We start from the raw sequence: 24,032 nt of genomic DNA, 5'->3' as shown, positions 1-24,032 counted from the left end.
CCGGCGACACGCCCAGCGTTTCGGCACGCCGAAAGGCGGGAGACCGGGCGGTTTTCGTGGTCGGAGCCGTGCCGAGCGCCACGCGCCGGGCGATCGAGCCACCCGCCGGGCGGCGGCTCAGGCTTCGCCGGCTCCGGCGCCCAGGATCGCGAGCACCGGCTCCGACAGGAAGAAGGGCTCCAGCCGCTCCTTGATCAGTCCGGCCAGCACCCCGTCCGCCTTGGCCCGCTCGATGACGGCGGGGCCGTAGCGCAGGATCTCGGTGCGCAGGTCGTCGCCGGTGAGGCCGAGCTCGGGCAGCAGCGCGGCGAGGGTGAACTCGCCGTACTTGCCGAGGAACACGTCGACGCACTCGTCGAGCAGCAGCCCGAAGTACGGCTTCTCCCTGGTGGTCACCGCGATCTCGTAGCTGAGCAGCACCAGGTCGCGCAGGTCCTGCTTGGTGAGGTACTCGCGCAGGCCGTTCACCGGCTCCCCGGCGTGCAGATCCCAGAACTCCATGGCGGCGCTGTGCACGGGCGCGTCGCGCAGCACCTCGCGGATGGCGTTGTTGGTGCGCTCCAGCGCGAAGCGCGCGCCCCGGTCCGCCATATCGCTGAGGAAGGCATTGTCCGCGGCGGCCTTGCGCGCCCGGTTGGCGGCCGACTGGCCTAGCGAGACCAGCGAGCCGACGCCGGGGATCTTCTCCGCGCGCTGCCGGTTGGCCTGCATGAAGTCGTCGATCAGCTTGTCCACGAACTTCGAGGCGACGGTGGCGACCAGCGGGCTCTCGGTGAGCCGGGTCAGGATCCGCTCCTGCGCCTGGTGCATGCCGAGGATCTTCTCCAGCAGCGCCTCGACCGGCTGCCGCTCGACCACCTCGCCCAGCGTGTACTCGTCGTTCTCCGCGACGTGGGAGTAGATGGAGTCGGAGAAGACGCCGGCCATGTCGGCGAAGACCGGGCTGCCGCCGACCAGGTCGACCACGGTGGCCACGGTCTGCCTGGCCTGCTCCGGGGCGACGACGTCGCGGACAAGGATGCTCTCGGCGACGCCGAGCACGGATTCGACGTCGCGGGCGACGACCTCGGTGAAGCGCTCGCCGGTCACCTCCGCGAGCAGGTAGTCGACCTGGGCGTCGAGGAGTCGTTCGGCGATCTCGCGCGGCTCGGGCATGCTCTCCACTCTCGTGTCGCCGAGCCGGCGGGTGTCACGGCCCGGTGGGTTCGTCGCGCATCGACTTGCGGATCCGGTCGAGGCGATCGCGGGCCGCCTCCTCGCGCGCCTGCCACTGTTCTTCGACGCTGCGCCCCGCGGCGGTCTCGCGATCGAGCTCCTCCCGGCCCGTGGCGGTGCCGAAGCGCTGCTCGACCTTATCGCGAACGGAGTCGAATGTCGGCACCCCGGAGGCGGTATAGCCGCCGGTCGGCGGCGTACCGGACATACCCTGCGGCGGTACCGGTACCGGCGGTACCGCAAACCCGCCGCCGACCTGCTGTGATCCCGGCACCTGCCCGGGCACGGCGCCGGGGCCCGGCTGCGCAGTGTCCGGAATCACAACGGCGTCGAGCGGCTGGCCGGAGGTGGCCTGCTCGGTGAGCGCGGCGTGCACCCGGGCGAAGGCGGGCCGCTGCGCGGTGGCGGTGCGGAGCACGGCGAGCAGTTCGTCGTCCGGGAGCGCGGCGAGCAGTGCGGCGATTCCGGCTGAGTCGGTCATGGCACCAGGCTACGGAGTTCCCGGGCGGCTGGGTGCGGGGCCGGCCCAGGGCGCGCGACGGCCGCGCGCACCGGTCAGGTCAAGCCGCACTCCTCGCGCGCCCACTCGGCGATCAACCCGGCCCAGCGGCGGCCCGCGCCCATGATCAGGTCGTTGTGCCCGCAGCCGGGGAAGATCTCCAGCCGCTTGGGGTGGGGTGCGGCGGCGTAGAGCCGCTCGGAGTGCTGGACCGGCAGCAGCTCGTCCCGGTCACCGTGCATGAGCAGCAGCGGGGTGCGCAGGTCGCCGATCCGGCGCAGGGTCGGGTAGGCATCGGGCACCAGCGGCGCGGGGATCACCGGGAAGACCGAGCGGGCGGCGGCGCGCAGCCCGGTGAAGGTGGACATGAGCACCGCCCCGGCGGGCGGGTGCGCGGCGGCGAGCTCGGTGACCACGGCCCCGCCGAGCGACTTGCCCAGGTAGATGACGCGCGCCGGGTCGACCTCCGGCCGGTCGAGCAGCGCCGAGCGGGCGGCGCGGGCATCCAGGTAGGTGCCGCGCTCGCTGGGCCGCCCGGTGCTGCGGCCGTACCCGCGGTAGTCGAAGGCGAGCACGTCGAACCCGGCCGCGGTGAGCAGCGCGAAGATCGGCAGCCGGTCCCCGATATTGCCCGCGTTGCCGTGCGCGAAGAGGATGTGCCCGATCGGCTCGCTCCCGGCAGGCAGCCACCAGGCGTGCAGCGTCTCCCCGTCCGCGGTGCGCGGCGCGAGCTCGGTGCAGGCCAGCCCGAGCAGGTCGGGGGTCCAGGCGATCTCCCTGGTGGGGTGGTAGGTGAGCGCGTGCATCACCGGGTTGGCCGGGTGCCGTGCCGCGCGCACCGCGAGCGCCACCGCCTACCCGCGCAGTTCCGCGCCGACCGCGCTCGCCGCGGCGGCCACCGCGGCATCGCGGGCGGCGCTCGCCTCGTCCTCGGTGAGGGTGCGGTCCGGCGCGCGGAAGCGCAGCGCGTAGGTGAGCGAGCGGCGGTCGGCCCCCGCCTGCGCGCCCTCGTAGACGTCGAAGAGCGCGATGTCCTCGAGCAGCGCGCCGCCGCCCGCGCGCAGCGCCGCCTGCACACTGGCGGCGGGCACCGAGCGGGCCACCGTCACCGAGACGTCCTGCAGCACCGCCGGGAACGGCGAGACCACCGGCACCGGGCGGGCGTCGCGCAGCGGGAGCGCGTCCAGGTCGAGCTCCAGCGCGCAGGTGCGGGCGGGCAGCCCGGCCCGCTCCAGCACCGCCGGGTGCAGCTCGCCCGCGTGCCCGACGACGGTGCCGTCCACGACCAGCTCGGCGCAGCGCCCCGGGTGCCAGGGCAGCTGCGCGGCCGGGCGCCGCTCGATCAGCACCCCGGCGGCGTCGCCGACCGCGTCGGCCAGCGCGAAGGCGTCAGCGGCCTCGGCCTGCCTGCCCTGGCCCCACGGCCCGCGCGGCTCGCGGCGCCCGGTGAGCACCGCACCGACGTGCACCGGCTGCGCGGGCAGCGAGTCGAGCAGCTCGGCGATCTGCTCGGCGGAGGGCCTGCGGTCCACCGGAAGCGCCTCGACCGGCTTGACGTTCGGGCCCGGCAGCACCACCTGGGCGATGCCGTAGATGGCGAGGTCGCGGGCGCCGCGGGAGATATTGCGCGCGGCCACCTCGAGCAGCCCGGGCAGCAGCGTGGTGGCGAGCTCGGGGCGCTCGGCGTCGAGCGGGTTCAGCACCCGGGTGGTGGTGCGGCGCGGGTCCTCGTCGTCCAGCCCCCACACGTCGAAGACCCCGGCGGGCAGGAAGACCGGCGGCGGCACCTCGACGCAGCCGGTGAAGGCGAGCGCCCGGCTCACCGCGCGGCGGCGGCGCTGCGCGGGGGTGAGCCCACGCCCGGCCGGCGCGGTCGGCACCACGGACGGGATCTGCTCCAGCCCCTCCAGCCGCAGCACCTCCTCGACCAGGTCGGCGGGCTGGGCCAGGTCCGGCCGCCAGCTCGGCGGGGTGACCAGCAGCTGGCCGTGGCCTGCCGCGCTCACCGCGACCTCGACGGTGCAGCCGATCTGCGCGAGCCTGCGCGCGGCGGTTCCGGTCGGGTAGGTCACGCCGGCCACCCGGTCCGGCAGGTCGATGTCCATGGCGATGGCGGGCGCGGGCGCGACCGGCACCCGGACGTCGCTGAGCACGTCCTCGACGACCCCGCCCGCGATCTCGGCGAGCAGCGACGCCGCGCGGTCCAGCGCCACCACGTTGAGCTCCGGGTCGACCACCCGCTCGTACCGCTTGCCCGCCTCGGAGACCAGCTTGTGCCTGCGCGCGGTCCGGTAGACGAGCAGCGGGTTCCAGGTGGCGGCCTCCAGCAGCACGTCGGTGGTGCCGTCGTGCACCTCGGTGCTCGCGCCGCCCATGACGCCGGCCAGCGAGACCACGCCGGAGCCGTCCGCGATCACGACGTCCTCCGGGTCGAGGGTGCGCTCGACGTCGTCCAGGGTGCGCAGCGTCTCCCCCGGCCGCGCCTGCCGCACCACCAGCTCGCCCCGCACCGCGGCGGCGTCGAAGGCGTGCAGCGGCTGGCCGAGCTCGAGCATGACGTAGTTGGTGACGTCCACCGCGGGCGAGATCGGCCGCACGCCGGAGAGCAGCAGCCTGCGCTGCAGCCACCACGGCGAGACCGCGCCAGGGGCGATCCCGGTGACCCGGCGGGCGGCGAACCGGGTGCACTGCGACTCCGGCTCCAGCCGGATCGGCCACGCGGGCTCGGCCGAGTCCGGCAGCGTGCGCACCGCCGGGTCGGCGTACTCCAGGTCGAAACCGCAGGCCAGCTCGCGGGAGAGGCCGCGCACCGAGAAGCAGTAGCCGCGGTCCGGGGTGACGTTCAGCTCGATGACGGTGTCGTCCAGCCCGAGCAGCTCGTTGGCGTCGGCGCCGGGCGCGGCGGTGCCCGGCTCCAGCACCAGGATGCCGGAGTGGTCCTTGCCGATGCCGAGCTCGGCGACCGAGCAGATCATGCCGTGCGAGGTGTGGCCGTAGGTCTTGCGCGAGCTGATCCGGAACCCGCCGGGCAGCGTCGCGCCGGGGAGGACCACGACCACCAGGTCGCCCTCGGTGAAATTCCGGGCGCCGCAGATGATCTCCTGCGGCTCCGGGTTGCCGACGTCGACCCGGCAGAGGCGGATGGGCTTCTTGAACTCGGTGAGCTCGGTGATCTCCAGCACCCGGCCGACCACCAGCGGGCGCTCGAGGTCACCGGTCACCCGCTGGAGCTCGTCGACCTCCTCGACCTCGAGCCCCACCCGGACGAATCCCGCGTCGAGCTCTTCCGGCGTCACCGACCACTCCGGGACGGTACGGGCGATGATCTCGGTCAGCCAGGACTGCGCTACTCGCACGTGACGTGTCGCTCTCTCGTATCGGAAGGGTCAGGACCGGACGCCGAAGGGCAGGGTGAACCGCACATCGCCCTCGACGATGTCGCGCATGTCGGGAATCCCGTTGCGGAACTGCAGCGTTCGCTCCAGCCCCATGCCGAAGGCGAAGCCGCTGTACTCCTCCGGGTCGATCCCGCTCGCGATCAGCACCCTGGGGTTGACCATGCCGCAGCCGCCCCACTCGACCCAGCCGGCGCCGCCCTTCTTGTCCGGGAACCAGACGTCCACCTCGGCGGAGGGCTCGGTGAAGGGGAAGTAATTGGGGCGCATGCGGGTTCGCGTCTCCGGGCCGAAGAGCGCGCGGGCGAAGGCGTCCAGGGTGCCGCGCAGGTGGCCCATGGTCAGCCCCCTGTCCACCGCCAGCCCCTCCACCTGGGAGAAGACCGGGGTGTGGGTGGCGTCCAGCTCGTCGGTGCGGAAGGTGCGGCCCGGGCAGACCACGTAGATCGGCAGCTCGCGCTCCAGCAGCGAGCGCACCTGCACCGGCGAGGTGTGCGTGCGCAGCACCTGGCGCGACCCCTCCGGCGCGATGTGGAAGGTGTCCTGCATGGTGCGCGCCGGGTGGTCGGGGAGGAAGTTGAGCGCGTCGAAGTTGAAGTGCTCGGTCTCCACCTCCGGCCCCTCGGCGACCTCCCAGCCCATGGCGACGAAGACGTCGGCGATCTGCTCGGAGATCACGGTGATCGGGTGCCTGGCGCCGACGGCCGCGCGCCGGGCGGGCAGCGTGACGTCGATGGCCTCGGCGACCAGCACGGCGGCATCGCGCTCGGCGAGCAGCGCGGCGCGGCGGGCGTCGAAGGCGTCGGAGACCCGGGTGCGGGCGGCGTTGACCCGCTTGCCCGCGTCCTTCTTCTCCGCCTTGGGGATGCTGCCGAGCGCGCGCTGGGCCAGCGCCAGCGGCGCCTTGCCGCCCAGGTGCTCGGTCTTGGCGACGGCCAGTGCGTCCAGATCCGCCGCGGCGGCGAACGCCTTCTCGGCGGCAGCCGCGGCCGCGGCCAGTGCCTCCTCGGTCAGCGCGGTGCCCTGCTCGGCTGCGGTGTCGTCGGCCACAGTAGCTCGTCTCTCCCTGCGGTTAGGTGCGGAATCGTCCCGGTCGAATCGTATCCGTTGGGCTAGGGCGACTTCACCCGGATTACCGGGCGCGGCTGACCCGCGAGCTCGCGTAGAGGCAGATGGCCGCGGCGGCGGCCAGGTTCAGGCTCTCGGCGCGGCCGCGGATCGGGATGCGCACCCGGTGGTCGGCGCGCTCGGCCAGCTCGGGCGCGAGCCCGTGCGCCTCGTTGCCGAAGAGCCAGGCGACCGGGCCCGCCAGCACCGGGTCGGCGTCGTCCAGGTCGAGCTCGCCGCGCGCGGTGGTGGCGAGCAGGGCGACGCCGGCGGCGGTGAGCGCGTCCAGCGCGGCGATGATGTCGCGCTCCCGTGCCACCGGGACGTGGAACAGGCTGCCCGCGCTGGCCCGCACGCACTTGCCGTTGTGCGGGTCCACGGTGTCGCCCGCCAGCAGCACGCCGTCCACGCCGACCGCGTCGGCCACCCGGATCAGGGTGCCCGCGTTGCCGGGCTCGGCGATCTCGACCGGCACCGCGAACAGCGCGGGCGGGAGACCTGACGCCGCCTCGGCGAACAGCGCGGGCGGGATGCCGGACGCGACGGACGCCGCCGCTTCCCGCGACGCACGGCCGGCATCAGGGACGCGGTCGGCGTCGGATCGCCTGCCGCCGCCCGGTCCCGGTTCGGTGCCCGGCCGCAGCACAGCATCGAACCCCGGCCCGCGGCCGGCGCGGGCAAGCAGCTCGTGCAGCGGCACGTCCAGCAGGTCGCAGACCGCGACCAGCCCCGGCGCGGTGACGGTCTCGCCGAGCTGCTGCGCGGCGCGCTCGCTCACCAGCGTGGTGCGCACGCCACTCGCCGCGGCACCGGCCACGAGCTCGTGCTCCCGCCCGGCGGCGCTCGCGGAGTAGAACAGCTCGCGCACCCGCCCGGTCTCCAGCGCCGCGGTCACCGCGTTCGCCCCCTCGGCGAGGAACGACCCGGTCTTCCGGCGCTGCGCCGAGCGGTGCAGTTTGGCGGCGGCGACCACCCGCGGGTTCCGCGGCTCCAGCGGCTCAGCCACGGGCACCGCCCGACGCGGAAACGACCCGCGGGAAATCCCCCGCGGGTCGTTCCTGATATGCGTGGTTCAAACGCGTGCCGTCAGGCGGCGGGAGCGTTGACATCCTCGGGCAGGGCCGCCTTGGCGACCGCGACGAGCCCGGCGAACGCCTCGGCGTCCGACACCGCGAGCTCGGCCAGGATCTTGCGGTCCACCTCCACACCGGCGGCCTTCAGGCCCTGGATGAACCGGTTGTAGGTGATGTCGTTGAGCCGGGCGGCGGCATTGATGCGCGCGATCCACAGCTTGCGGAAGTCACCCTTGCGCGCCCGGCGATCCCGGTAGGCGTAGGCGAGCGAGTGCAGCTGCTGTTCCTTGGCCTTGCGGTACAGCCGGGAGCGCTGGCCCCGGTAGCCCTTGGAGGCCTCGAGGATGGAACGGCGCTTCTTCTGAGCGTTGACGGCCCTCTTGACGCGTGCCACTGGTCGGTCCTGTTCGGAGGTCGTGGGCGCGGCGAGGCGCCCTGGTTCGATGGATTCTGGGCGTCCGGGTCAGCGGACGCGGGGTCGCGCGGGTGCTTCACACCCGCGCGGGCAGCACGTCAGATACCGAGCAGCCGCTTGATGCGGGGGCCGTCGGCCGCGGAGACCGACTCGATGCCGTCCAGACGACGAGTCCGGCGGCTCGGCTTGTGCTCGAGCAGGTGGCGACGGTTCGCCTGCTGACGCAGCAGCTTGCCCTTGCCGGACACCTTGAATCGCTTCGAGGCGCCGCTGTGGCTCTTCATCTTCGGCATGAGTTACCTCAATCTGTGTGCCGGCGGCCCGTGGGCCGCCGAGTGCTTGTTCGTCCTACTGCGGCGCGGCCGTGTCGGCCTGCGCGGGGGCCGGTTCCTGCGCGGGGCCGGACCGGGGGCGCGGCGCCGCGTCCTGCTGCGCCTTCACCCGGGTCTTCGCGCCCTTGTGCGGGGCGAGGACCATCGTCATGTTGCGGCCGTCCTGCTTGGCCGAGGTTTCCACGAAACCCAGATCGGCGACGTCCGCGGCGAGCCGCTGCAGCAGCCGGTACCCGAGTTCGGGCCGGGACTGTTCCCGCCCCCGGAACATGATCGTCACCTTGACCTTCGACCCGGCCTCGAGGAATCGCATCACGTGCCCACGCTTGGTGGCGTAGTCGTGGTCATCGATCTTGGGCCGGAGCTTCTGCTCCTTGATGACGGTCTGAACCTGGTTCTTCCGGGACTCACGCGCCTTCTGCGCCGTCTCGTACTTGAACTTGCCGTAGTCCATGATCTTGCAGACCGGTGGACGGGCATCCGGGGCCACCTCGACCAGGTCGAGATCGGCTTCGAGGGCGACGCGTAGCGCATCTTCAACACGCACGATCCCAACCTGTTCGCCGCCGGGCCCGATGAGCCGGACCTCGGGAACACGGATGCGATCGTTGATGCGGGTCTCAGTGCTGATGGGGCCTCCTAGGTCAAGCGGTGTCGTCGACGACCGCGTGCAGGTAACCCCGATATCAACGCGAAAGCCCCGGTCCGGTATTTCACCGGCCGAGGCCCGAGTCGACCGATCACCTCGGAACCCGGGCACCGGAAGGTGCACAGGGATCCGGCCCCGGGGGGCGGGTGACCGGACCGCGTACCGGACACGAGGGTCGGCGGCGGTGGGAGTCGGGCTCCACTTGCGACCCCGGACGGAGCGCTGGAGTTCGTACAATGGCAAGCCTGTACGCACACCAACTACCGACCAGGGCGGTCGTCGCAGACAACTCTAGCAGTTATGCGCCCAGGCTCCCAATCGCCCCCTTACTCGCGTGCGGGTGGCGGCGGTTCGCCGGGACCGTTCCGGCCGTGACCGACCCGCCGCGCCGGCAATCCGGCCTCGCCCGGCCGGCTCGGTGGCCTGGGTGCATGCTGAGCTCAGGAAGAACGTCGCGGAGCTCGGGCAGCTCCGGCAAGCCTGGCGGGCATCGCTAGCCTGAACGCCATGACCGACCAGCCCGCATCCGCCGCCGCCACCGAGACCGCCGCGCACACCGAACCGGATGTGCGCGAGCTGGCCGATATCCCGGCGGTGGAGGTGATCAGCCGGGCCGCCGTGATGTTGATGAGCTCGGCCGCGGAGAAGCTGGGGCTGGCCGACGACGATCCGGATGCCAGCCCGCGGCGCGATCTGGACGAGGCGCGGCGGGTGATCACCGCGCTGGCCGGGCTGGTCACCGCGTCGGTGGAGTACCTGGGGCCGCACGCGGGGCCGATCCGGGACGGGCTGCAGTCGCTGCAGCGGGCCTTCCGGGAGAGTTCGGCGCACCCGGACGCGCCGGGTACCGGGCCGGGTGAGAAGTACACCGGGCCGGTGCACTGAGTGACCGATTTCCCGCGCGACCGGGCGGAGCTGCCGATGGGCTGCTCCGCCCGGTACCGTTCACAGCCCCGGCGGGGTCACCGAGATGGACGAGCCCGTGGCGATGACCTGGGCGAGGGCGGCGAGAACGTCGGCGAAACCGGCACTTCCGGTGTCCATGTATCCGTTTTCCTTTCCGGTGGGCGCGCTCAGGCGCCGGTGCCGGGGTTGTAGTTGAGCGACGAGCCGGTGCTCAGGGCAGCGAGCACGGCGGCGACCAGCGCCGCGATATCGACGCCTTCCATGTGAAATCCTCTCTGGCGGAACCGAATTCCGGGTCGCGCCGCCGCCGCGCCGGCGACCGGGAACGACCCGGATCGAACGAGTGCCGCGCTGTCCGGGACACGTTCCGGACGCGGCGCCGCCGATCTTACATACGACCGTTTCAGATCGGGCCGGAATCTGGACGTCCGACCGGATCCGCTCCGGGCTCGACCGACAATGCGGTCCGTGGCCGCCCGCTCGTGCCGCGCGGCACGAGCTCGGGCGGGTAGTGCGCGGGAACGACGCGGGCCCCGCGGCTGTGGGCGCAGCCCGCGGGGCCCGGGTGGGACGTTCGACGCTCAGCGCAGGGCGGCCGCCTTGCGGGACAGGCGCTTGGCGGTGGCCGCCGCGCGCTGCGCCGGTTCGGCATCGGCGGCGCCCTTCGCGGCCTGCGCTTTCCGCGCGGTCGCCTTGGCGGGCGCGCCGTCGCCACGAGCCGCCTTGGTCGCCGCCGCCTTGGTCGCCGCCGCCTTGGTCGCCGCCGCCTTGGTCGCCGCCGCCTTGGTCGCCGCCGCCTTCGCCGGCGCTTTCGCGGCGCGCTTGGCAGCCGGCTTGCCGCGCGCGGGCTCGGCGGCGACATCGGCCGCCGCGACGTCCACCTTCGCGGATTCCGCCACCTCCGCTTTGCGCGTACGCGACTTCCGCACCGGCGCCGCGACCGCGCCACGCTCGGCGGCGGCGTCCAACGCCTCCCGCAGGAACCCGCCGGTGTAACTGCCCGCGACAGCCGCCACCTCCTCCGGCGTCCCCTCGGCGACGACGGTCCCCCCGCCGGAGCCACCCTCGGGCCCCATATCGATGATCCAGTCGGCCGTCTTGACCACATCCAGGTTGTGCTCGATCACGATGACCGTGTTTCCCTTGTCCACCAGCCCGTTGACCACCAGGAGCAGCTTGCGGATGTCCTCGAAGTGCAGCCCGGTGGTCGGCTCGTCGAGGATGTACGCGGTCCGCCCGTTCGACCGCTTCTGCAGCTCGGCGGCGAGCTTCACGCGCTGCGCCTCACCGCCGGAGAGCGTCGGTGCGCTCTGCCCCAGCCGGACGTACCCGAGCCCGACATCCACCAGCGTCTCGAGGTACCGGTGGATCGAGGTGACCGGCTCGAAGAACTCGGCCGCCACCTCGATCGGCATGTCCAGCACCTCGGCGATGGTCTTGCCTTTGTAGTGCACCTCCAGCGTCTCCCGGTTGTACCGGGCGCCGTGGCACACCTCGCACGGGACGTAGACGTCCGGCAGGAAGTTCATCTCGATCTTGAGCGTGCCGTCGCCGGAGCACGCCTCGCAGCGCCCGCCCTTGACATTGAAGGAGAACCGCCCCGGCTGGTACCCGCGCACCTTGGCCTCGGTGGTGGCCGCGAAGAGCGTGCGGATCTTGTCGAAGACGCCGGTGTAGGTGGCCGGGTTGGAGCGCGGGGTGCGGCCGATCGGCGACTGGTCCACCTGCACCAGCTTGTCCAGGTGGTCCAGCCCGGTGATTCTGGTGTGCCTGCCCGGCACCTGCCGCGCGCCGTTCAGTTTGTTCTGCAGCACGGTGGCGAGGATGTCGTTCACCAGCGTGGACTTGCCGGAGCCGGAGACGCCGGTGACGGCGGTGAGCACGCCGAGCGGGAAGTGCACGTCGATGCCGCGCAGGTTGTGCTCGGTGGCGCCGACCACGGTGAGCCTGCGCTTGCGGTCGATCGGCCTGCGCACCAGCGGCAGCGCGATACTCTCCCGCCCGGCCAGGTAGGCGCCGGTGAGCGAGGCCTCGTTGCCGAGCAGTTCCTGGTAGGTGCCGCTGTGCACCACCCTGCCGCCGTGCTCGCCCGCCATCGGGCCGATGTCGACCACCCAGTCCGAGGCCCGGATGGTGTCCTCGTCGTGCTCGACCACGATCAGCGTGTTGCCCAGGTCGCGCAGCCGGGTGAGCGTCTCGATCAGCTTGCGGTTGTCCCGCTGGTGCAGCCCGATGGAGGGCTCGTCCAACACGTACAGCACGCCCACCAGCCCGGAGCCGATCTGGGTGGCGAGCCGGATGCGCTGCGCCTCGCCGCCGGAGAGCGTGGCGGCGGCGCGCGAGAGACTCAGGTACTCCAGCCCGACGTCGAGCAGGAAGCCGAGCCTGGCCTGCACCTCCTTGACGATCTGCCCGGCGATGGCGGCCTGCCGCTCGCCCAGCGTGAGCCCGTTCAGGAAGGCCGCGCAATCGCCGATCGAGAGATCGCTGACCTCGGCGATGGAGCGCCGGTCGTCCCCCGACGCGATGGTCACGGCGAGGATCTCCGGGCGCAGCCTGCTGCCGCGGCACACCGGGCACGGGATGTCCCGCATGTACCCCTCGTAGTGCTCCTTCATCTGCTCGGACTCGGTGTTCTCCATGCGCCGCTGCAGGAAGGGCATCACACCCTCGAAGTCGGCGTAGTAGGAGCGCTTGCGGCCGTAGCGGTTGGTGTAGGAGACGTGCACCTGGTCGGTGCTGCCCTCCAGCACCGCCTTGCGCGCCTTGGCGGGCAGGTTCTTCCAGGGGGTCCTGATGGAGAACCCGTTCGCCTCGGCCAGCCCCGACAGCAGCCGGGTGAAGTACTCCGCGGACTGCCCGCGCGACCACGGCGCGATGGCGCCGTCGGCCAGGCTCAGCTCCGGGTCGGGCACCACCAGCTCCGGGTCGACCTCCTTGCGGATGCCGAGGCCGGTGCAGTCCGGGCAGGCGCCGTACGGCGAGTTGAAGGAGAAGGAGCGCGGCTCCAGGTCCTCGATGTCGAGCGGGTGGCCGTTCGGGCAGGCCAGCCGCTCGGAGAAGCGGCGTTCGCGATCGTGCGCGTGCTCGTCGCGGTCCACGAAGTCGAGCACGACGATGCCGTCGGCCAGCCGCAGCGCGGTCTCGATCGAATCGGTGAGCCGCTGCTTGGCGGTGCCCTTGACGGCGAGCCGGTCGATCACCACCTCGACATCGTGCTTCTCCTGCTTCTTCAGCTTCGGCGGGTCGGTGAGCGGGTAGACCACGCCGTCCACCCGGACCCGCGAGTAGCCCTGGCCGTTCAGCTGCTCGAAGAGGTCGACGAACTCGCCCTTGCGGGTGCGCACCACCGGGGCGAGCACCTGGAAGCGCAGCCCCTCGTCCATGGCGAGCACCTGGTCCACGATCTGCTGCGGGGACTGCTTGGCGATCAGCTCGTGGCAGACCGGGCAGTGCGGGGTGCCCGCCCGCGCGTAGAGCAGCCGCAGGTAGTCGTAGACCTCGGTGATGGTGCCGACGGTGGAGCGCGGGTTGCGGTTCGTCGACTTCTGATCGATCGAGACCGCGGGTGAGAGCCCCTCGATGAAGTCCACGTCCGGCTTGTCCATCTGGCCGAGGAATTGGCGCGCGTACGCCGACAGCGACTCCACGTAGCGGCGCTGGCCCTCGGCGAAGATGGTGTCGAAGGCCAGGCTGGACTTGCCGGAGCCGGAGAGCCCGGTGAACACGATCAGGCTGTCGCGGGGCAGATCGAGGTCGACCCCCTTCAGGTTGTGTTCCCGAGCTCCGCGAACGGTGAGGCGTTCCGCCACCAGAAGTCCCTTCTCGATCGTATTCCGACGTGCACAGGTGCCCCCGGCGGCGATGCTAGAGGCGACCACCGACAAGTAGCGGCCGCGAGGTCGGGGCGGGGGCTAAGGTGGGGTCGCAGAACACGACGACCGCGGCCGCCGGGGTGCAGGCGCCGCACGTATTCGTCGTCCAGCATACGGACGCGCCGCCGCGTCGGCGGCGGGCGGAGCGGAGGGCGGGATGCTCGGGGTGTTCCTGGTCGACGACCACGAGATCGTCCGGCGGGGGCTGGTGGATCTGCTGCAGAGCGATCCGGAGCTGAGCGTGGTCGGGCAGGCGGGTACGGTCGCGGCCGCGCTGACCGGGGTGCGCGCGGTGCGCCCCGACGTCGCGGTGCTCGACGTCCGGCTGCCGGACGGCAACGGCATCGAGCTCTGCCGCGACCTGCTCGCCGAACACGAAGGGCTGCGCTGCCTCATCCTCACCTCGTTCAGCGACGAGCACGCCATGCTGGACGCGGTGCTGGCCGGGGCGGGCGGCTATGTGGTGAAGAACATCAAGGGCATGGAGCTGGCCGAAGCGCTCAAACAGGTGGGTGCGGGGCGCTCGCTGCTCGGCGGGCGCTCGGCGGAGACGCTGGAGGCGCGGCTGCGGCACGCCAGCGGCGCCGCCGTGCTGGAGCGCCTCACCGAGCAGGAGCGGCGACTGCTCGCGCTGCTCGGCGAGGGGCTCACCAATCGGCAGATCGCCGCCCGCATGTTCCTCGCCGAGAAGACGGTGAAGAACTACGTCTCCCGGCTGCTCGCCAAGCTCGGCATGGAGCGCCGCACCCAGGCCGCTGTGCTGGCCAGCAAGCTGGATTCCGGCACCTGAGCCGCGGTTCCCCGCGCGGAACGCGCCGCCCGGTAGCCGGGCGGGCGAACCCGCGCGGTCAGCCCGCGGCGGCGGCGGGAGTGACCAGGGTCAGATCACCGTCGTAGCGGCGGTAGAGCAACGCTCCGCGCCCGGTGGCGGTGTCGGTGAAGAACAGGAACGGCAGGCCGGCTCGGCAGAGCCGGTGTGCGGCGGCGGCCCTGGTCAGCACCGGCGCGGGCTCGGCGCTGGTGCGCACCGGCAGCGCCCCGACGCTCAGCGGCCCGGTCATGGGCGAGGGCGCGGGCCGGGTGGAGCGCTGCCGGATGAGCCCGGCGCCGACCCCGTCGACCCAGTGCACGACGGCGTCCTCCCCGGTCTCGGCATCCACGAACAGGTACGCCTCGTAGTCCATGGCGTCCAGGACGGCGGCCGCCTCGGCGGCGGTGCCGTCCAGCAGCAGACACTGCTTGCTGCGCACGATCGGCCGCACCGCGGTGACCGCGGTGAGCGGCGGCCGGGCCGGATCGGGCCAGGCCCGCGCCTCCCCGGAGGCGGCGCGCGCGAGCCTGCGGTCCAGCCGCTCGGCGGCGAAGGTCACCGCGAAGCCGCGCGGGCCGGTGACCTGCACCCGGGTCGGCAGGTCGCGCAGGCAGAGGTTGGCCTGCACCAGGGTGGGGTCGCCCGGCCTGGCGGGCGCCGTCACCCTGACCCTGGTGGTGGCGTCCAGCCGGTGCCTGCGCAGCACCCGGCCGATCGCGCGCACCGCCCTGGTCACCTCGGCGGGCTCCACCTCGCCGGAGGTGGTCACCGCGAGCACCGGGTCGCCCGCGGTGCTCCACTGCTGTACCGCCCGTTCGGGCGCGGGCGTGCTGCGGATCCGGCCCGCTGCCACCGGACGACGGCGCATCGCCACCGACCGCGGCGCGGACGATCGGCGCACCCGTTTCGACGAATCCATCTGCCACACCCCACTTCCGATTCGTTCCCGCTGACCATGGAACAGCCGCACCGACACCCCGGCCAGGGTCGAAAGTCCTCTGTCACCGGCCCGGGTGTGCGACACGGCCCCCGCGCGCGACCGGGCCGCCACCCCGGCGTTCTAAACTGGACCGGCGCGGCCGGTGCCGCGCGCCAGGGGTTTTCGAGTTCGGGCGCCGACGCCCGGCAGCAGGGGAATGCGCGGATGACCGACGAGAACGGCAGCGATCCCTACTCGGTGCGCGACACCCTCTCCCAGTTACGGCTGCGCGAGCTGCTGGGCGAGGTGAAGGAGCGGGTCGAGCTCATCATCGACTCGAGGGACCGGATGGACGGCCTGGTCGAGGCGATGCTCACCGTGACCAAGGGGCTGGATCTGGACGAGACGCTCGAGGCCATCGTGCACGCCGCCACCCGGCTGGTCGACGCGCGCTACGGCGCGCTCGCGGTGCGCGGCCACGACGAGCAGGTGGTGCAGTTCCTCGACGAGGGCATCGACGACGCCACCAGGGCCAGGATCGCCGCACAGCCCGCCGGGCACGGGGTGCTCGGCACGGTCTTCCGGCACACCCGCCCGGTGCGGCTGGACGATCTCACCGCGCACCCGGACTCGGTCGGCTTCCCGCCGGGGCACCCGCCCATGCGCACCTTCCTCGGGGTCTCGGTGCGGATCAGGGACGAGGTGTTCGGCAGCCTCTACCTCACCGAGAAGGCGGGCGGCCAGCCCTTCACCGAGGACGACGACGTGCTGGTGCAGGCGCTGGCCGCGGCCGCGGCCAGCGCGGTGGACAATGCCAGGCTCTACGAGTCGGCGCGCACCAGGCAGGCCTGGATCGAGGCCACCCGCGACATCGCCACCGAGTTCCTCGCCGGCACCGACTCGGACCGGGTGCTCGCGCACGTGGTCGACCACGCCCGCACGCTCAGCGGCTCGCACCAGGCCTTCCTGGCCAGCGCGCCGATGCGGGTGGCGGGCGGCACCCCGGTGCGCGAGCTGGTGGTGACCCAGTGGGTCGGGCCGGACGCGGGCGCCGACTGGCAGCCGGTGCGGGTCTCGGGCACCGCGCTCGGCGAGGCCTTCACCCGGCGCACCCCGCTGCGCTGGGACGATCTCGGCGCGATCGACCTCGGGGTGCCGCTGCCCAGTGCCGGGCCGGTGCTGGTGCTGCCGCTCTGCACCCCGGACAGCACGCTCGGCGTGCTGGTCACCGTGCGCCCCGCCGGGTTCGCGCCGTTCAGCGACGAGCTGGTGGAGCTGACCGCCGCCTTCACCGACCAGGCCGCGCTGGCCATGCAGCTCGCCGACGCCCAGCAGCGGGTACGCGAGCTGGACCTGGTCGCCGACCGCGACCGGATCGCCCGCGACCTGCACGACCACGTGATCCAGCGGCTCTTCGCCATCGGGCTGGCGCTGCAGAGCACGCTGCCGCAGGTGCAGGGGGCCCAGGTGCGGGAGCGGCTCGGCGCCACCATCGACGACCTGCACGAGGTGGTGCAGGAGATCCGCACCTCGATCTTCGACCTGCACGGCGGAGTCGGGCTGCCGCAGCGGCTGGCCGACGCGGTGCGCCAGCAGACCGCGGAGACCGCGCTCCACGCCGACCTGCGGATCAGCGGCCCGGTGGACGCGCTCGCACCGGAGCTGGCCGACCACACCGAGGCGGTGGTGCGCGAGGCGGTGAGCAACGCGGTGCGGCACTCCGGCGCCGACACCGTGCTGGTCGAGGTGGCCGCGGGCAGCGCGCTCACGGTGGTGGTCACCGACAACGGCTGGGGCATGCCGCACCACGTGGCCCGCTCCGGGCTGCGCAATCTGGAGCAGCGCGCCGAGTCGGCGGGCGGCTCGCTGGCGGTGGTGACCGCGGGGCCGGACGCCGACCCGCGCACCTTTCCAGGCACCAGGCTGCGCTGGTCGGTGCCGCTCTGACGGTGCCGGTGCGTAGCCTGCGGTAACGGGAACGGTGCGATCGATCGACATATGATCGAGTACTGCTCTGGACGGCTTCTGCGGCACCGGGCAAGATCTGTGCTCCTCCGCCGGCTCCCCGGCGGGCGAACCGGTTACCTCCGTGGCCAGCGTGCGGGTGGCTGCCGTTCCGAGCGGGACGACCGGGACGAGTGATCGGGGAGCGACGTGGGTGAGGACGGCACCGTCGATGCTGCCGGCACGCCGGCCGTCGACGCACGGCCGGACAGCGCCGAACTCGCCGACGCACGGCCGGACAGCGCCGAACTCGCCGACGCACGGCCGGACAGCGCCGAACCCACCGACACGCGACTGGCCGGCGCCGAGCTGCTCGCGCACCGCTACCGCTCGCTGGTCGAGCACATCCCGGACGGCGTCTGCGTGCACGAGCGCGGCACCGTCGTCTACGTCAACCCCGCAGCGGTCCGGCTGGTCGGCGCCGCCTCGGCCGCCGAGGTGGTCGGCAGGCCGATCACCGACTTCGTGCACCCCCGCTTCGTGCCCGCCATGCTGGACCGGATCGCCCGGCTCACCGAGGAGGGCGCCGCCTCGCCGCCCGCCGCCATGACGCTGCTCCGGGTCGACGGCGGCACCGTCGACGTGCAGACCGTCGCGGTGCTCACGCCCTGGCACGGCCACCACGCCTACCAGGTGGTGCTCCACGACCTCACCGCACAGCGCACCGCGGAGGCCGCGCAGCGCCGGGCCGAGCAGCACTTCACCACGGTGGTGTCGCAGCTGCAGGAGGGCGTGGTGGTGATCGACCGGGACGGCCGGATCGAGTCCATCAACCCGGCCGCGCGGCGCATCTTCGGCGTGCTCGCCGGGGTCGACCCGATCGGCCACCGGATCGAGGAGCTGCCGCTCACCCTGCTCGACTCCGCCGCGCGCCCGCTGGCACCGGCCCAGCACCAGGTGGCGCGCACGCTGGCCACCGGCGAGACCATCACCGGCTACGTGTTCGGGGTGGACCGGCACGACGGGCAGCGCCGCTGGCTCTCCGGCAGCAGCAGGCTGCTGAACCCGGACGACCCGGACTCCTCGGCGGTCTCCTCGTTCTCCGACATCACCGAGTTCCGCGCCAGCCGCAGGCAGCTGGAGTACCAGGCCACGCACGACTCGCTGACCGGGCTGGCGAACCGCTCGCTGGTGCTGACCCGGCTGGCCGAGGCGCTGGCGGCCGGCGAGGAGCAGCCGGTCTCGCTGGTGCTCTTCATCGACCTGGACGGCTTCAAGGCGATCAACGACACGCTCGGGCACGCCATCGGCGACACCGTGCTGCAGATCGTGGCGCAGCGGCTGCAGCGCGCGCTGCGCGCCGACGACGTGGTCGGGCGGCTCGGCGGCGACGAGTTCCTGGTACTGGTGGCCGGGCGCACCCGGGCCGCCGACCGGGACGCGCTCGTGCACCGGCTGCGCTCCGCCATGGCGGAGCCGATCGTCGCCAGGGGGCACCGGATCGAGGTCGACGCCTCGGTCGGCGCCACCGATCTGCTGCCCGGCGACGAGCGCACCCCGGAGGCGGTGCTGCACGACGCCGACGTGGCGATGTACCAGGCCAAGCCGGGTGGTGACCGTGGCCACCCGACCAGCACGCACGCCTCCTGACCGGCACCCGCCGGAGTAGACTCGATCGTTCCGTTCTCCGGATGCGCGCACCGTGCGCATCGGACTCCCCACCCGGCCGCGAAGGAGTTCAGTGTGCCCGAAGGCCGCGACGACGACCTGGTAACCGAGCAGGAGTACCTGACCGCGCTGTACGAGCGGCTCGACGCCATGCGCGAGTACGCGCGCACCCGGCTGCGCACCGTCCTGCTGGAGACCGGGGGCACCCCGCAGGCGCGCAGCGAGCGGGAGTCCTTCACCCAGCTCTACAGCGAGGACCTGGCCAAGTACGACGCCGCCGAGCACGGCCTCTGCTTCGGCCGGATCGACCTCGACCCGGAGCACTCCGAGGACCCGAGCCGCTACATCGGCAGGCTCGGCATCCTGGACGAGGAGCACGACTACGACCCGCTGCTGCTGGACTGGCGCGCGCCCCTGGCCCGGCCCTTCTACCTGGCCACCACCGCCATGCCGGAGGGGGTGCGGCGACGCAGGCACATCCGCTCGCGCAACCGCAGGGTGACCGCGCTGAACGACGAGTACCTGGCGGTCGAGGCGCTGGACGCGGCCGGCGCCGCGCCGTCCGACGGCGGGGTCGGCGGCGAGAGCGCGCTGCTCGCGGCGCTGAACGCGGCCCGCACCGGGCACATGAACGACATCGTCGAGACCATCCAGAGCGAGCAGGACGCCATCATCCGCTCGGAGCACCGCAGCGTGCTGGTGGTGCAGGGCGGGCCGGGCACCGGCAAGACCGCGGTGGCGCTGCACCGCGCCGCCTACTTGCTCTACACCTACCGGCAGCAGCTGGCCAAGAGCGGCGTGCTGATCGTCGGCCCGAACGCCACCTTCCTCGACTACATCGGGCAGGTGCTGCCCTCGCTCGGCGAGACCGGCGTGCTGCTCTCCACCATCGGCGACCTCTACCCCGGGGTGAAGGCCACCAGGGCGGACAGCCTGCGCGCGGGCGAGCTCAAGGGCTCGCTCGCCATCCTGGACGTGCTCAAGCAGGCCGTGCGGGACCGGCAGGAGGTGCCGAAGGAGCCGATCCGGCTGCGCTTCGACAGTTACCCGGTGACGCTGGACCGCGGCATCGCGACGAAGGCGCGCGGCCGCGCCCGCTCCTCGCGGCGCCCGCACAACCTGGCCAGGCCGGTCTTCGCCGCCTCGGTGATCGACGCGCTCACCGCGCAGCTGGCCGCCACCATGGGCGCCAACCTGGTCGGCGCGGAGAGCCTGCTCAGCCCCGCCGACCTCGGCGACATCAGGGACGAGATGCGCGCCGACCCCGAGGTGCAGGCCGCCGTCGACCGGCTCTGGCCGACGCTCTCGCCGCAGGAGGTGCTTGCCGACCTGCTGGCCCAGCCGGAGCGGCTGGCCCGGGTGGCCAAGGGCATGCCGGAGCCGGACCGGGCCGAGCTGCACCGCGCCGACACCGGCGAGTTCAGCGCCGCCGACGCCCCGCTGCTCGACGAACTGGCCGAGCTGCTCGGGGTGGACGACGCCGAGGAGCGGGAGCGCTCCCGGCGGCGTTACCGGGCCAGGCTGGAGGAGGCGCAGGACGCGCTGGACATCCTCACCGGCTCGGCGCCGCAGGATCTGGAGGATGACCTGGACCCGGAGATCCTCATGGCCTACGACTTGATCGACGCCGGGCAGCTGGCCGAGCGGCAGCACGTGCGCACCAGCCAGACCACCGCCGAGCGCGCCGCGGGCGACCGCACCTGGACCTACGGCCACGTCATCGTGGACGAGGCGCAGGAGCTCTCCCCCATGGCCTGGCGCATGGTCATGCGGCGGATCCCGAACCGGTGGATCACCGCGGTGGGCGACGTGGCGCAGACCGGCGACCCGGCGGGCGCCTCGTCCTGGCAGGAGATCCTGGAGCCGTACGTGGCGCGGCGCTGGAAGCTGGCCGAGCTCACCGTCAACTACCGCACCCCGGCCGAGATCATGGCGGTGGCGGCGGGCGTGCTGGCCGCGATCGACCCCGCGGCCGAGGTGCCGCGCTCGATCCGCGCCACCGGGGAGGTGCCGAAGGCGGTGCGGGTCGCCGCCGCCGAGCTGGCGGACGCCGTGGCCGAGGCGGCGGCCGCGGAGACCGGGCCTGGTACCGCCGCGGTGATCGTGCCGCACGCCATGGCGGGCGCGCTGCCCGAGCCGTCCGGGGATTCCGTGCGGATGCTCACCGTCGCCGAGGTCAAGGGGCTGGAGTTCGACGCGGTGATCCTGGTCGAGCCGGCCGCGATCGTGGCCGAGTCGCCGCGCGGGCGCAACGACCTGTACGTCGCCCTCACCCGCGCCACCCAGCGGCTCACCGTCCTGCACAGCGACGACCTGCCCCCTGAGCTGGGCACGCTTGCGAGCTGACCCGCCCCGATCGGCTCGCACCCGCGCCCGATCGGCTCGCACCCGCGCCCGATCGGCTCGCACCCGCGCCCGATCGGCTCGGCCCCGCGCCCGAGTGGCTCGGCCCCGCGCTCGATCGCCCCGGCCCAGCGCGCTCGGGACGCACCGCGGCCCCGCCCGATCAGATCGGGCGGGGCCGCGGCATACAGATTCCGCGTCAGCGCACGGTGTGCACGATCAGCACATCCGAGCGCGACTTGCGCGCGACGTCCGAGGGCACCGAGCCGAGCAACCGCCCGGCCAAGGTGTTCAACCCACGGTTGCCGACCACGAGCAGATCGGCGTCCACCTCGCGCACCAGGGTGAGCAGCGAATCCACCGGCTCGCCGACGATGGAGCGCTCGGTGATGTTCTTGGCGCCCGCGGCCGTCGCCCGGTCCCGCGCGATGCGCAGGATCTCGTTCGTCGGCGCGGAGCCGCGCACCTGGTACGCCTCGTCCTTCAGCACGTCCGCCGCGGCGGCGACATCACGGTCGTCCGTCGGGTAGAACGCGCAGGCCACGATCAGGGCGGCGTCGGAAACGCCGGCCAGCGCCGCGGCCTTCTCCACGGCCACGTACGACGAGTCCGATCCATCGGTACCGACGACAATGGTCCGGTAGGCGGTCATCTCTCCTCCAACGACTCAGGGCGGGTCCGGTCCGGTGCCTGGCTGAGACAGGCACCGGGCGGTGACTGTGACCGACCATAGCGGCAAAACCCCGCAGAATTTAAGAAATCGCAACACATCACATCCGCGCACCCACCCCTTTCCGGTGATCCTCCGCACCGCGAGTTCGCTGACCGGCCCCCGCCAACCAGCGCCGACGAGGCGCTCCCGGCGCCGACCTGTGAACTATCACAGCAAAATCGAAGCACCCTGCCGCGGTACGACATTCGTCACAGCACTGGATTGCCCGCCGGTTTCCGGCCGGAAATGCGTACCGCGCCGGGGTCAGTTCAGGTGGAAGAGCGGCCCGGTGATCGTCAGCCCCAGCTCGGGCGTGTGCGCGAAGAAGGCGAAGAGCACGAGCGCGGCGCCGCCGAGCGCGACGTCCTTGTTGAAGCCGATCAGCTCCAGTTGCTTGGTCTCGGCGTCGGTCTCCTTCCAGAACGGGTGCATGAGCACCGCGGTCGGCAGCAGGAACAGCACCAGCAGCAGCGATCCGAGATCGGCCCAGACGCCGAGCAGCACGCTGAGCGCGCCGATCAGGATGAGCACCCCGGAGCCGAGCACGGCGAGCTTCGGCGCCGGTATCCCCCGGCTCGCCGCGTACCCCGCCATCCCGTCCGCCTGGGTGAGGTGCCCGGCGGCCGAGCCGAGGAAGAGCATCGCGAACAGGACCCGCCCGATCAACACCACGACATCCATGACCCGCTCCTTCGACATCGGAATCCGACCGGACAATTGTCCCGCCGCGGCGGCCGGATATCCGCTATCGACCCGAAGAATCCGCCGAATCGTGTCCGGGCATCGGGGTGCGCGCGGAATTGCGCGCGTATTCCAGCGGCGGCATCCCGATTTCGGCGGTGAATTCCCGGCAGAAATGCGCCTGGTCGAAATAGCCGAGCTCCAGCGCGAGCGCGGCCAGGTCGGCACGGTGGCCGCGGGCGAGCAGGTGCGCGCCGTCCTGCAGCCGGTAGCGGCGCAGCACCCACTTCGGCCCGGCGCCGACATAGCGGCGGAAGAGCCGCTGCAGCGTGCGCACCGGGATGTCGAAGCGCGCGGTGACCTGGTCGACCCGGGTCAGCTCGCGGTCCGACTCCATGGCCGCCACCACGGCGAGTACCCGGTCGTACTGCGGGTCGGCGGCGGCGACCCGGCCGCTGAGGTAGCGCTCGACCAGCGCGGCGCGCGCCTCGTCGTCCGCGGCGGCCAGCACCCGCCCGGCCAGCTCGTCGGCGCCGGGCAGCACCTCGGCCAGCGGTAGCCGCCGGTCGCGCAGCGCGCCGACGTCGAGGCCGGTGAAGGCGCCGAAGCCGCCGGGGTGGAAGCGCAGCCCGAAGGTGTGGCCGCGGCCGGTGAGCTCGCGCTCGAAGCGGGTGGTGCAGACCCCGTTGACGAAGCCGCCGCGCTCCCGCTCGCTCGCCTCGAAGGTGACGTTCACGCACGGATACGGGAGCACCTCGGCCCGGTACGGCTCGCGCAGGTCCCAGTGCACCGCCCAGTACCAGGCCACGTAGCGGCGCAGTGCGGGGCCGACCGGCAGCCGGCGCAGCGAGCGGTGCCTGGCCTGCTCGCCGGGGTGCAGGATGCCCTTCTGGCTGTCCCGCGCGCTGATGCCGCCGCGCAGCGGCGCGGCGCGCTCGTCACCCACGGTGTCGCGTTCTTCCAAGATCGGGACGGGCGGCCGGGGCAGGGTGGAGCCCATGACGAACACCGTGAATCCCATTCCGAGCGGCTACCACTCGATCACCTGTTTCCTCGCGGTGCCGGACGGCAACGCCGCGCTCGATTTCTACGCGGCGGTGCTCGGCGCCGAGGTGCTGAGCCGCAACGACCTGCCGGACGGGCAGCCCGCGCACGCCGAGCTGAAGGTCGGGGACGCCACCTTCCAGCTCGGGCTGCCCATGCCGGATCACGGCGTGCGCGCGCCCGAGGAGGGCTGGGTGCACACCTCGGTCGTGCACTACTGCCCGGATGTGGACAGCGTCATCGAGCGGGCCGCCGCGCACGGCGCGACGGTGCTGGAGAAGCCGTCCACCTTCGTCACCGGCGACCGCTTCGGCGTCTTCATCGACCCCTTCGGGCACCGCTGGGTGACCATGACCCGGGTCGAGGACGTCTCCCCCGAGGAGGCCGAGCGCCGGGTCAACGAATGGATGGCCCAGCAGGGCTGACCCACTCCCGCGGGTCAGC

The 24,032-nt window shown here is 72.8% G+C and carries 19 protein-coding genes and 1 pseudogene; 6 read left to right on the top strand and 14 right to left on the bottom strand.

Going from position 1 to position 24,032, the window contains the following annotated elements:
- Positions 1 to 117 precede the first annotated feature (117 nt).
- From NH2_RS19010 to infC, 9 genes are all read right to left on the bottom strand, one after another.
- A complete protein-coding gene (locus NH2_RS19010) occupies positions 118 to 1,155 on the bottom strand; it encodes a hypothetical protein (protein ID WP_067655609.1) in 1,038 nt (345 codons plus the stop codon).
- A gap of 34 nt (positions 1,156 to 1,189) precedes the next feature.
- A complete protein-coding gene (locus NH2_RS29430) occupies positions 1,190 to 1,696 on the bottom strand; it encodes a hypothetical protein (protein ID WP_084505654.1) in 507 nt (168 codons plus the stop codon).
- 74 nt (positions 1,697 to 1,770) lie between these two features.
- Positions 1,771 to 2,565: an alpha/beta hydrolase gene (locus NH2_RS19000; protein ID WP_245650640.1), complete on the bottom strand. Its 795-nt coding sequence runs from the start codon at positions 2,563 to 2,565 to the stop codon at positions 1,771 to 1,773.
- Positions 2,566 to 2,568: 3 nt separating this feature from the next.
- A complete protein-coding gene (pheT, locus tag NH2_RS18995; RefSeq protein WP_067655606.1) occupies positions 2,569 to 5,070 on the bottom strand; it encodes a phenylalanine--tRNA ligase subunit beta in 2,502 nt (833 codons plus the stop codon).
- A gap of 30 nt (positions 5,071 to 5,100) precedes the next feature.
- Positions 5,101 to 6,159, bottom strand: coding sequence for a phenylalanine--tRNA ligase subunit alpha (gene pheS, locus NH2_RS18990; RefSeq protein ID WP_067655603.1), 1,059 nt, complete (start codon positions 6,157 to 6,159; stop codon positions 5,101 to 5,103).
- An 82-nt stretch (positions 6,160 to 6,241) separates the two neighbouring features.
- Positions 6,242 to 7,222, bottom strand: a complete 981-nt coding sequence (locus tag NH2_RS18985) for a TrmH family RNA methyltransferase (protein WP_245650639.1) — start codon at positions 7,220 to 7,222, stop codon at positions 6,242 to 6,244.
- Between the two features lie 80 nt (positions 7,223 to 7,302).
- Positions 7,303 to 7,683 (bottom strand): 50S ribosomal protein L20, encoded by a 381-nt coding sequence (rplT, locus tag NH2_RS18980; RefSeq protein ID WP_067655596.1) that lies wholly within the window; start codon positions 7,681 to 7,683, stop codon positions 7,303 to 7,305.
- A gap of 119 nt (positions 7,684 to 7,802) precedes the next feature.
- Positions 7,803 to 7,997: a 50S ribosomal protein L35 gene (gene rpmI, locus NH2_RS18975; RefSeq protein WP_067655594.1), complete on the bottom strand. Its 195-nt coding sequence runs from the start codon at positions 7,995 to 7,997 to the stop codon at positions 7,803 to 7,805.
- Between the two features lie 55 nt (positions 7,998 to 8,052).
- On the bottom strand, positions 8,053 to 8,721 hold the full coding sequence (gene infC / locus NH2_RS18970) for a translation initiation factor IF-3 (protein WP_084505685.1): 669 nt from the start codon (positions 8,719 to 8,721) through the stop codon (positions 8,053 to 8,055).
- Positions 8,722 to 9,192: 471 nt separating this feature from the next.
- On the opposite strand from infC, the gene NH2_RS18965 reads away from it, so the two are divergent.
- A complete protein-coding gene (locus tag NH2_RS18965) occupies positions 9,193 to 9,570 on the top strand; it encodes a DUF1844 domain-containing protein (protein ID WP_067655588.1) in 378 nt (125 codons plus the stop codon).
- Positions 9,571 to 10,496: 926 nt separating this feature from the next.
- Here NH2_RS18965 and uvrA read toward each other — a convergent pair.
- Positions 10,497 to 13,403 (bottom strand): annotated as a pseudogene (uvrA, locus tag NH2_RS18960) (excinuclease ABC subunit UvrA); the annotation flags it as partial.
- A gap of 220 nt (positions 13,404 to 13,623) precedes the next feature.
- Here uvrA and NH2_RS18955 point away from each other — a divergent pair.
- Positions 13,624 to 14,256 carry a response regulator gene (locus tag NH2_RS18955; protein ID WP_067655585.1) on the top strand — a complete coding sequence of 211 codons (633 nt, stop codon included), beginning with the start codon at positions 13,624 to 13,626 and terminating at the stop codon, positions 14,254 to 14,256.
- Between the two features lie 58 nt (positions 14,257 to 14,314).
- On the opposite strand, the gene NH2_RS18950 is transcribed toward NH2_RS18955, so the two are convergent.
- Entirely contained in the window at positions 14,315 to 15,196 is an 882-nt protein-coding gene (locus NH2_RS18950; protein WP_245650638.1) for a sigma 54 modulation/S30EA ribosomal C-terminal domain-containing protein, read from the bottom strand.
- A gap of 225 nt (positions 15,197 to 15,421) precedes the next feature.
- Between NH2_RS18950 and NH2_RS18945 the strand changes: the two genes are divergently transcribed.
- The 3 genes from NH2_RS18945 (at position 15,422) to NH2_RS18935 (ending at position 21,154) form a co-directional block, all read left to right on the top strand.
- The gene (locus NH2_RS18945) at positions 15,422 to 17,143 is read left to right on the top strand and encodes a sensor histidine kinase (protein WP_067655582.1); all 1,722 of its coding nucleotides are present in this window, start codon (positions 15,422 to 15,424) and stop codon (positions 17,141 to 17,143) included.
- A gap of 207 nt (positions 17,144 to 17,350) precedes the next feature.
- Entirely contained in the window at positions 17,351 to 18,790 is a 1,440-nt protein-coding gene (locus NH2_RS18940; RefSeq protein WP_369690054.1) for a diguanylate cyclase domain-containing protein, read from the top strand.
- Positions 18,791 to 18,883: 93 nt separating this feature from the next.
- A complete protein-coding gene (locus tag NH2_RS18935) occupies positions 18,884 to 21,154 on the top strand; it encodes a HelD family protein (RefSeq protein WP_067655579.1) in 2,271 nt (756 codons plus the stop codon).
- Positions 21,155 to 21,350: 196 nt separating this feature from the next.
- Here the strand turns inward: NH2_RS18935 and NH2_RS18930 are convergent, their stop codons facing one another.
- The 3 genes from NH2_RS18930 to NH2_RS18920 form a co-directional block, all read right to left on the bottom strand.
- A complete protein-coding gene (locus NH2_RS18930) occupies positions 21,351 to 21,803 on the bottom strand; it encodes a universal stress protein (RefSeq protein ID WP_067655576.1) in 453 nt (150 codons plus the stop codon).
- A 324-nt stretch (positions 21,804 to 22,127) separates the two neighbouring features.
- Positions 22,128 to 22,544, bottom strand: a complete 417-nt coding sequence (locus tag NH2_RS18925) for a DoxX family protein (protein WP_067655924.1) — start codon at positions 22,542 to 22,544, stop codon at positions 22,128 to 22,130.
- A 64-nt stretch (positions 22,545 to 22,608) separates the two neighbouring features.
- A complete protein-coding gene (locus NH2_RS18920; protein ID WP_245650637.1) occupies positions 22,609 to 23,565 on the bottom strand; it encodes an AraC family transcriptional regulator in 957 nt (318 codons plus the stop codon).
- Between NH2_RS18920 and NH2_RS18915 the strand changes: the two genes are divergently transcribed.
- Positions 23,543 to 24,013, top strand: a complete 471-nt coding sequence (locus tag NH2_RS18915) for a VOC family protein (protein ID WP_067655573.1) — start codon at positions 23,543 to 23,545, stop codon at positions 24,011 to 24,013. The two genes, NH2_RS18920 and NH2_RS18915, sit on opposite strands and share 23 nt — an antisense overlap.
- The last annotated feature ends 19 nt before the right edge of the window (positions 24,014 to 24,032 follow it).

This window comes from Nocardia harenae NBRC 108248, assembly GCF_001612885.1.
GTDB classification, from domain to species: domain Bacteria; phylum Actinomycetota; class Actinomycetes; order Mycobacteriales; family Mycobacteriaceae; genus Nocardia; species Nocardia harenae.
Note: the sequence above shows the minus strand (reverse complement) of the source record. Positions and strands in the feature narration are given on the sequence as shown.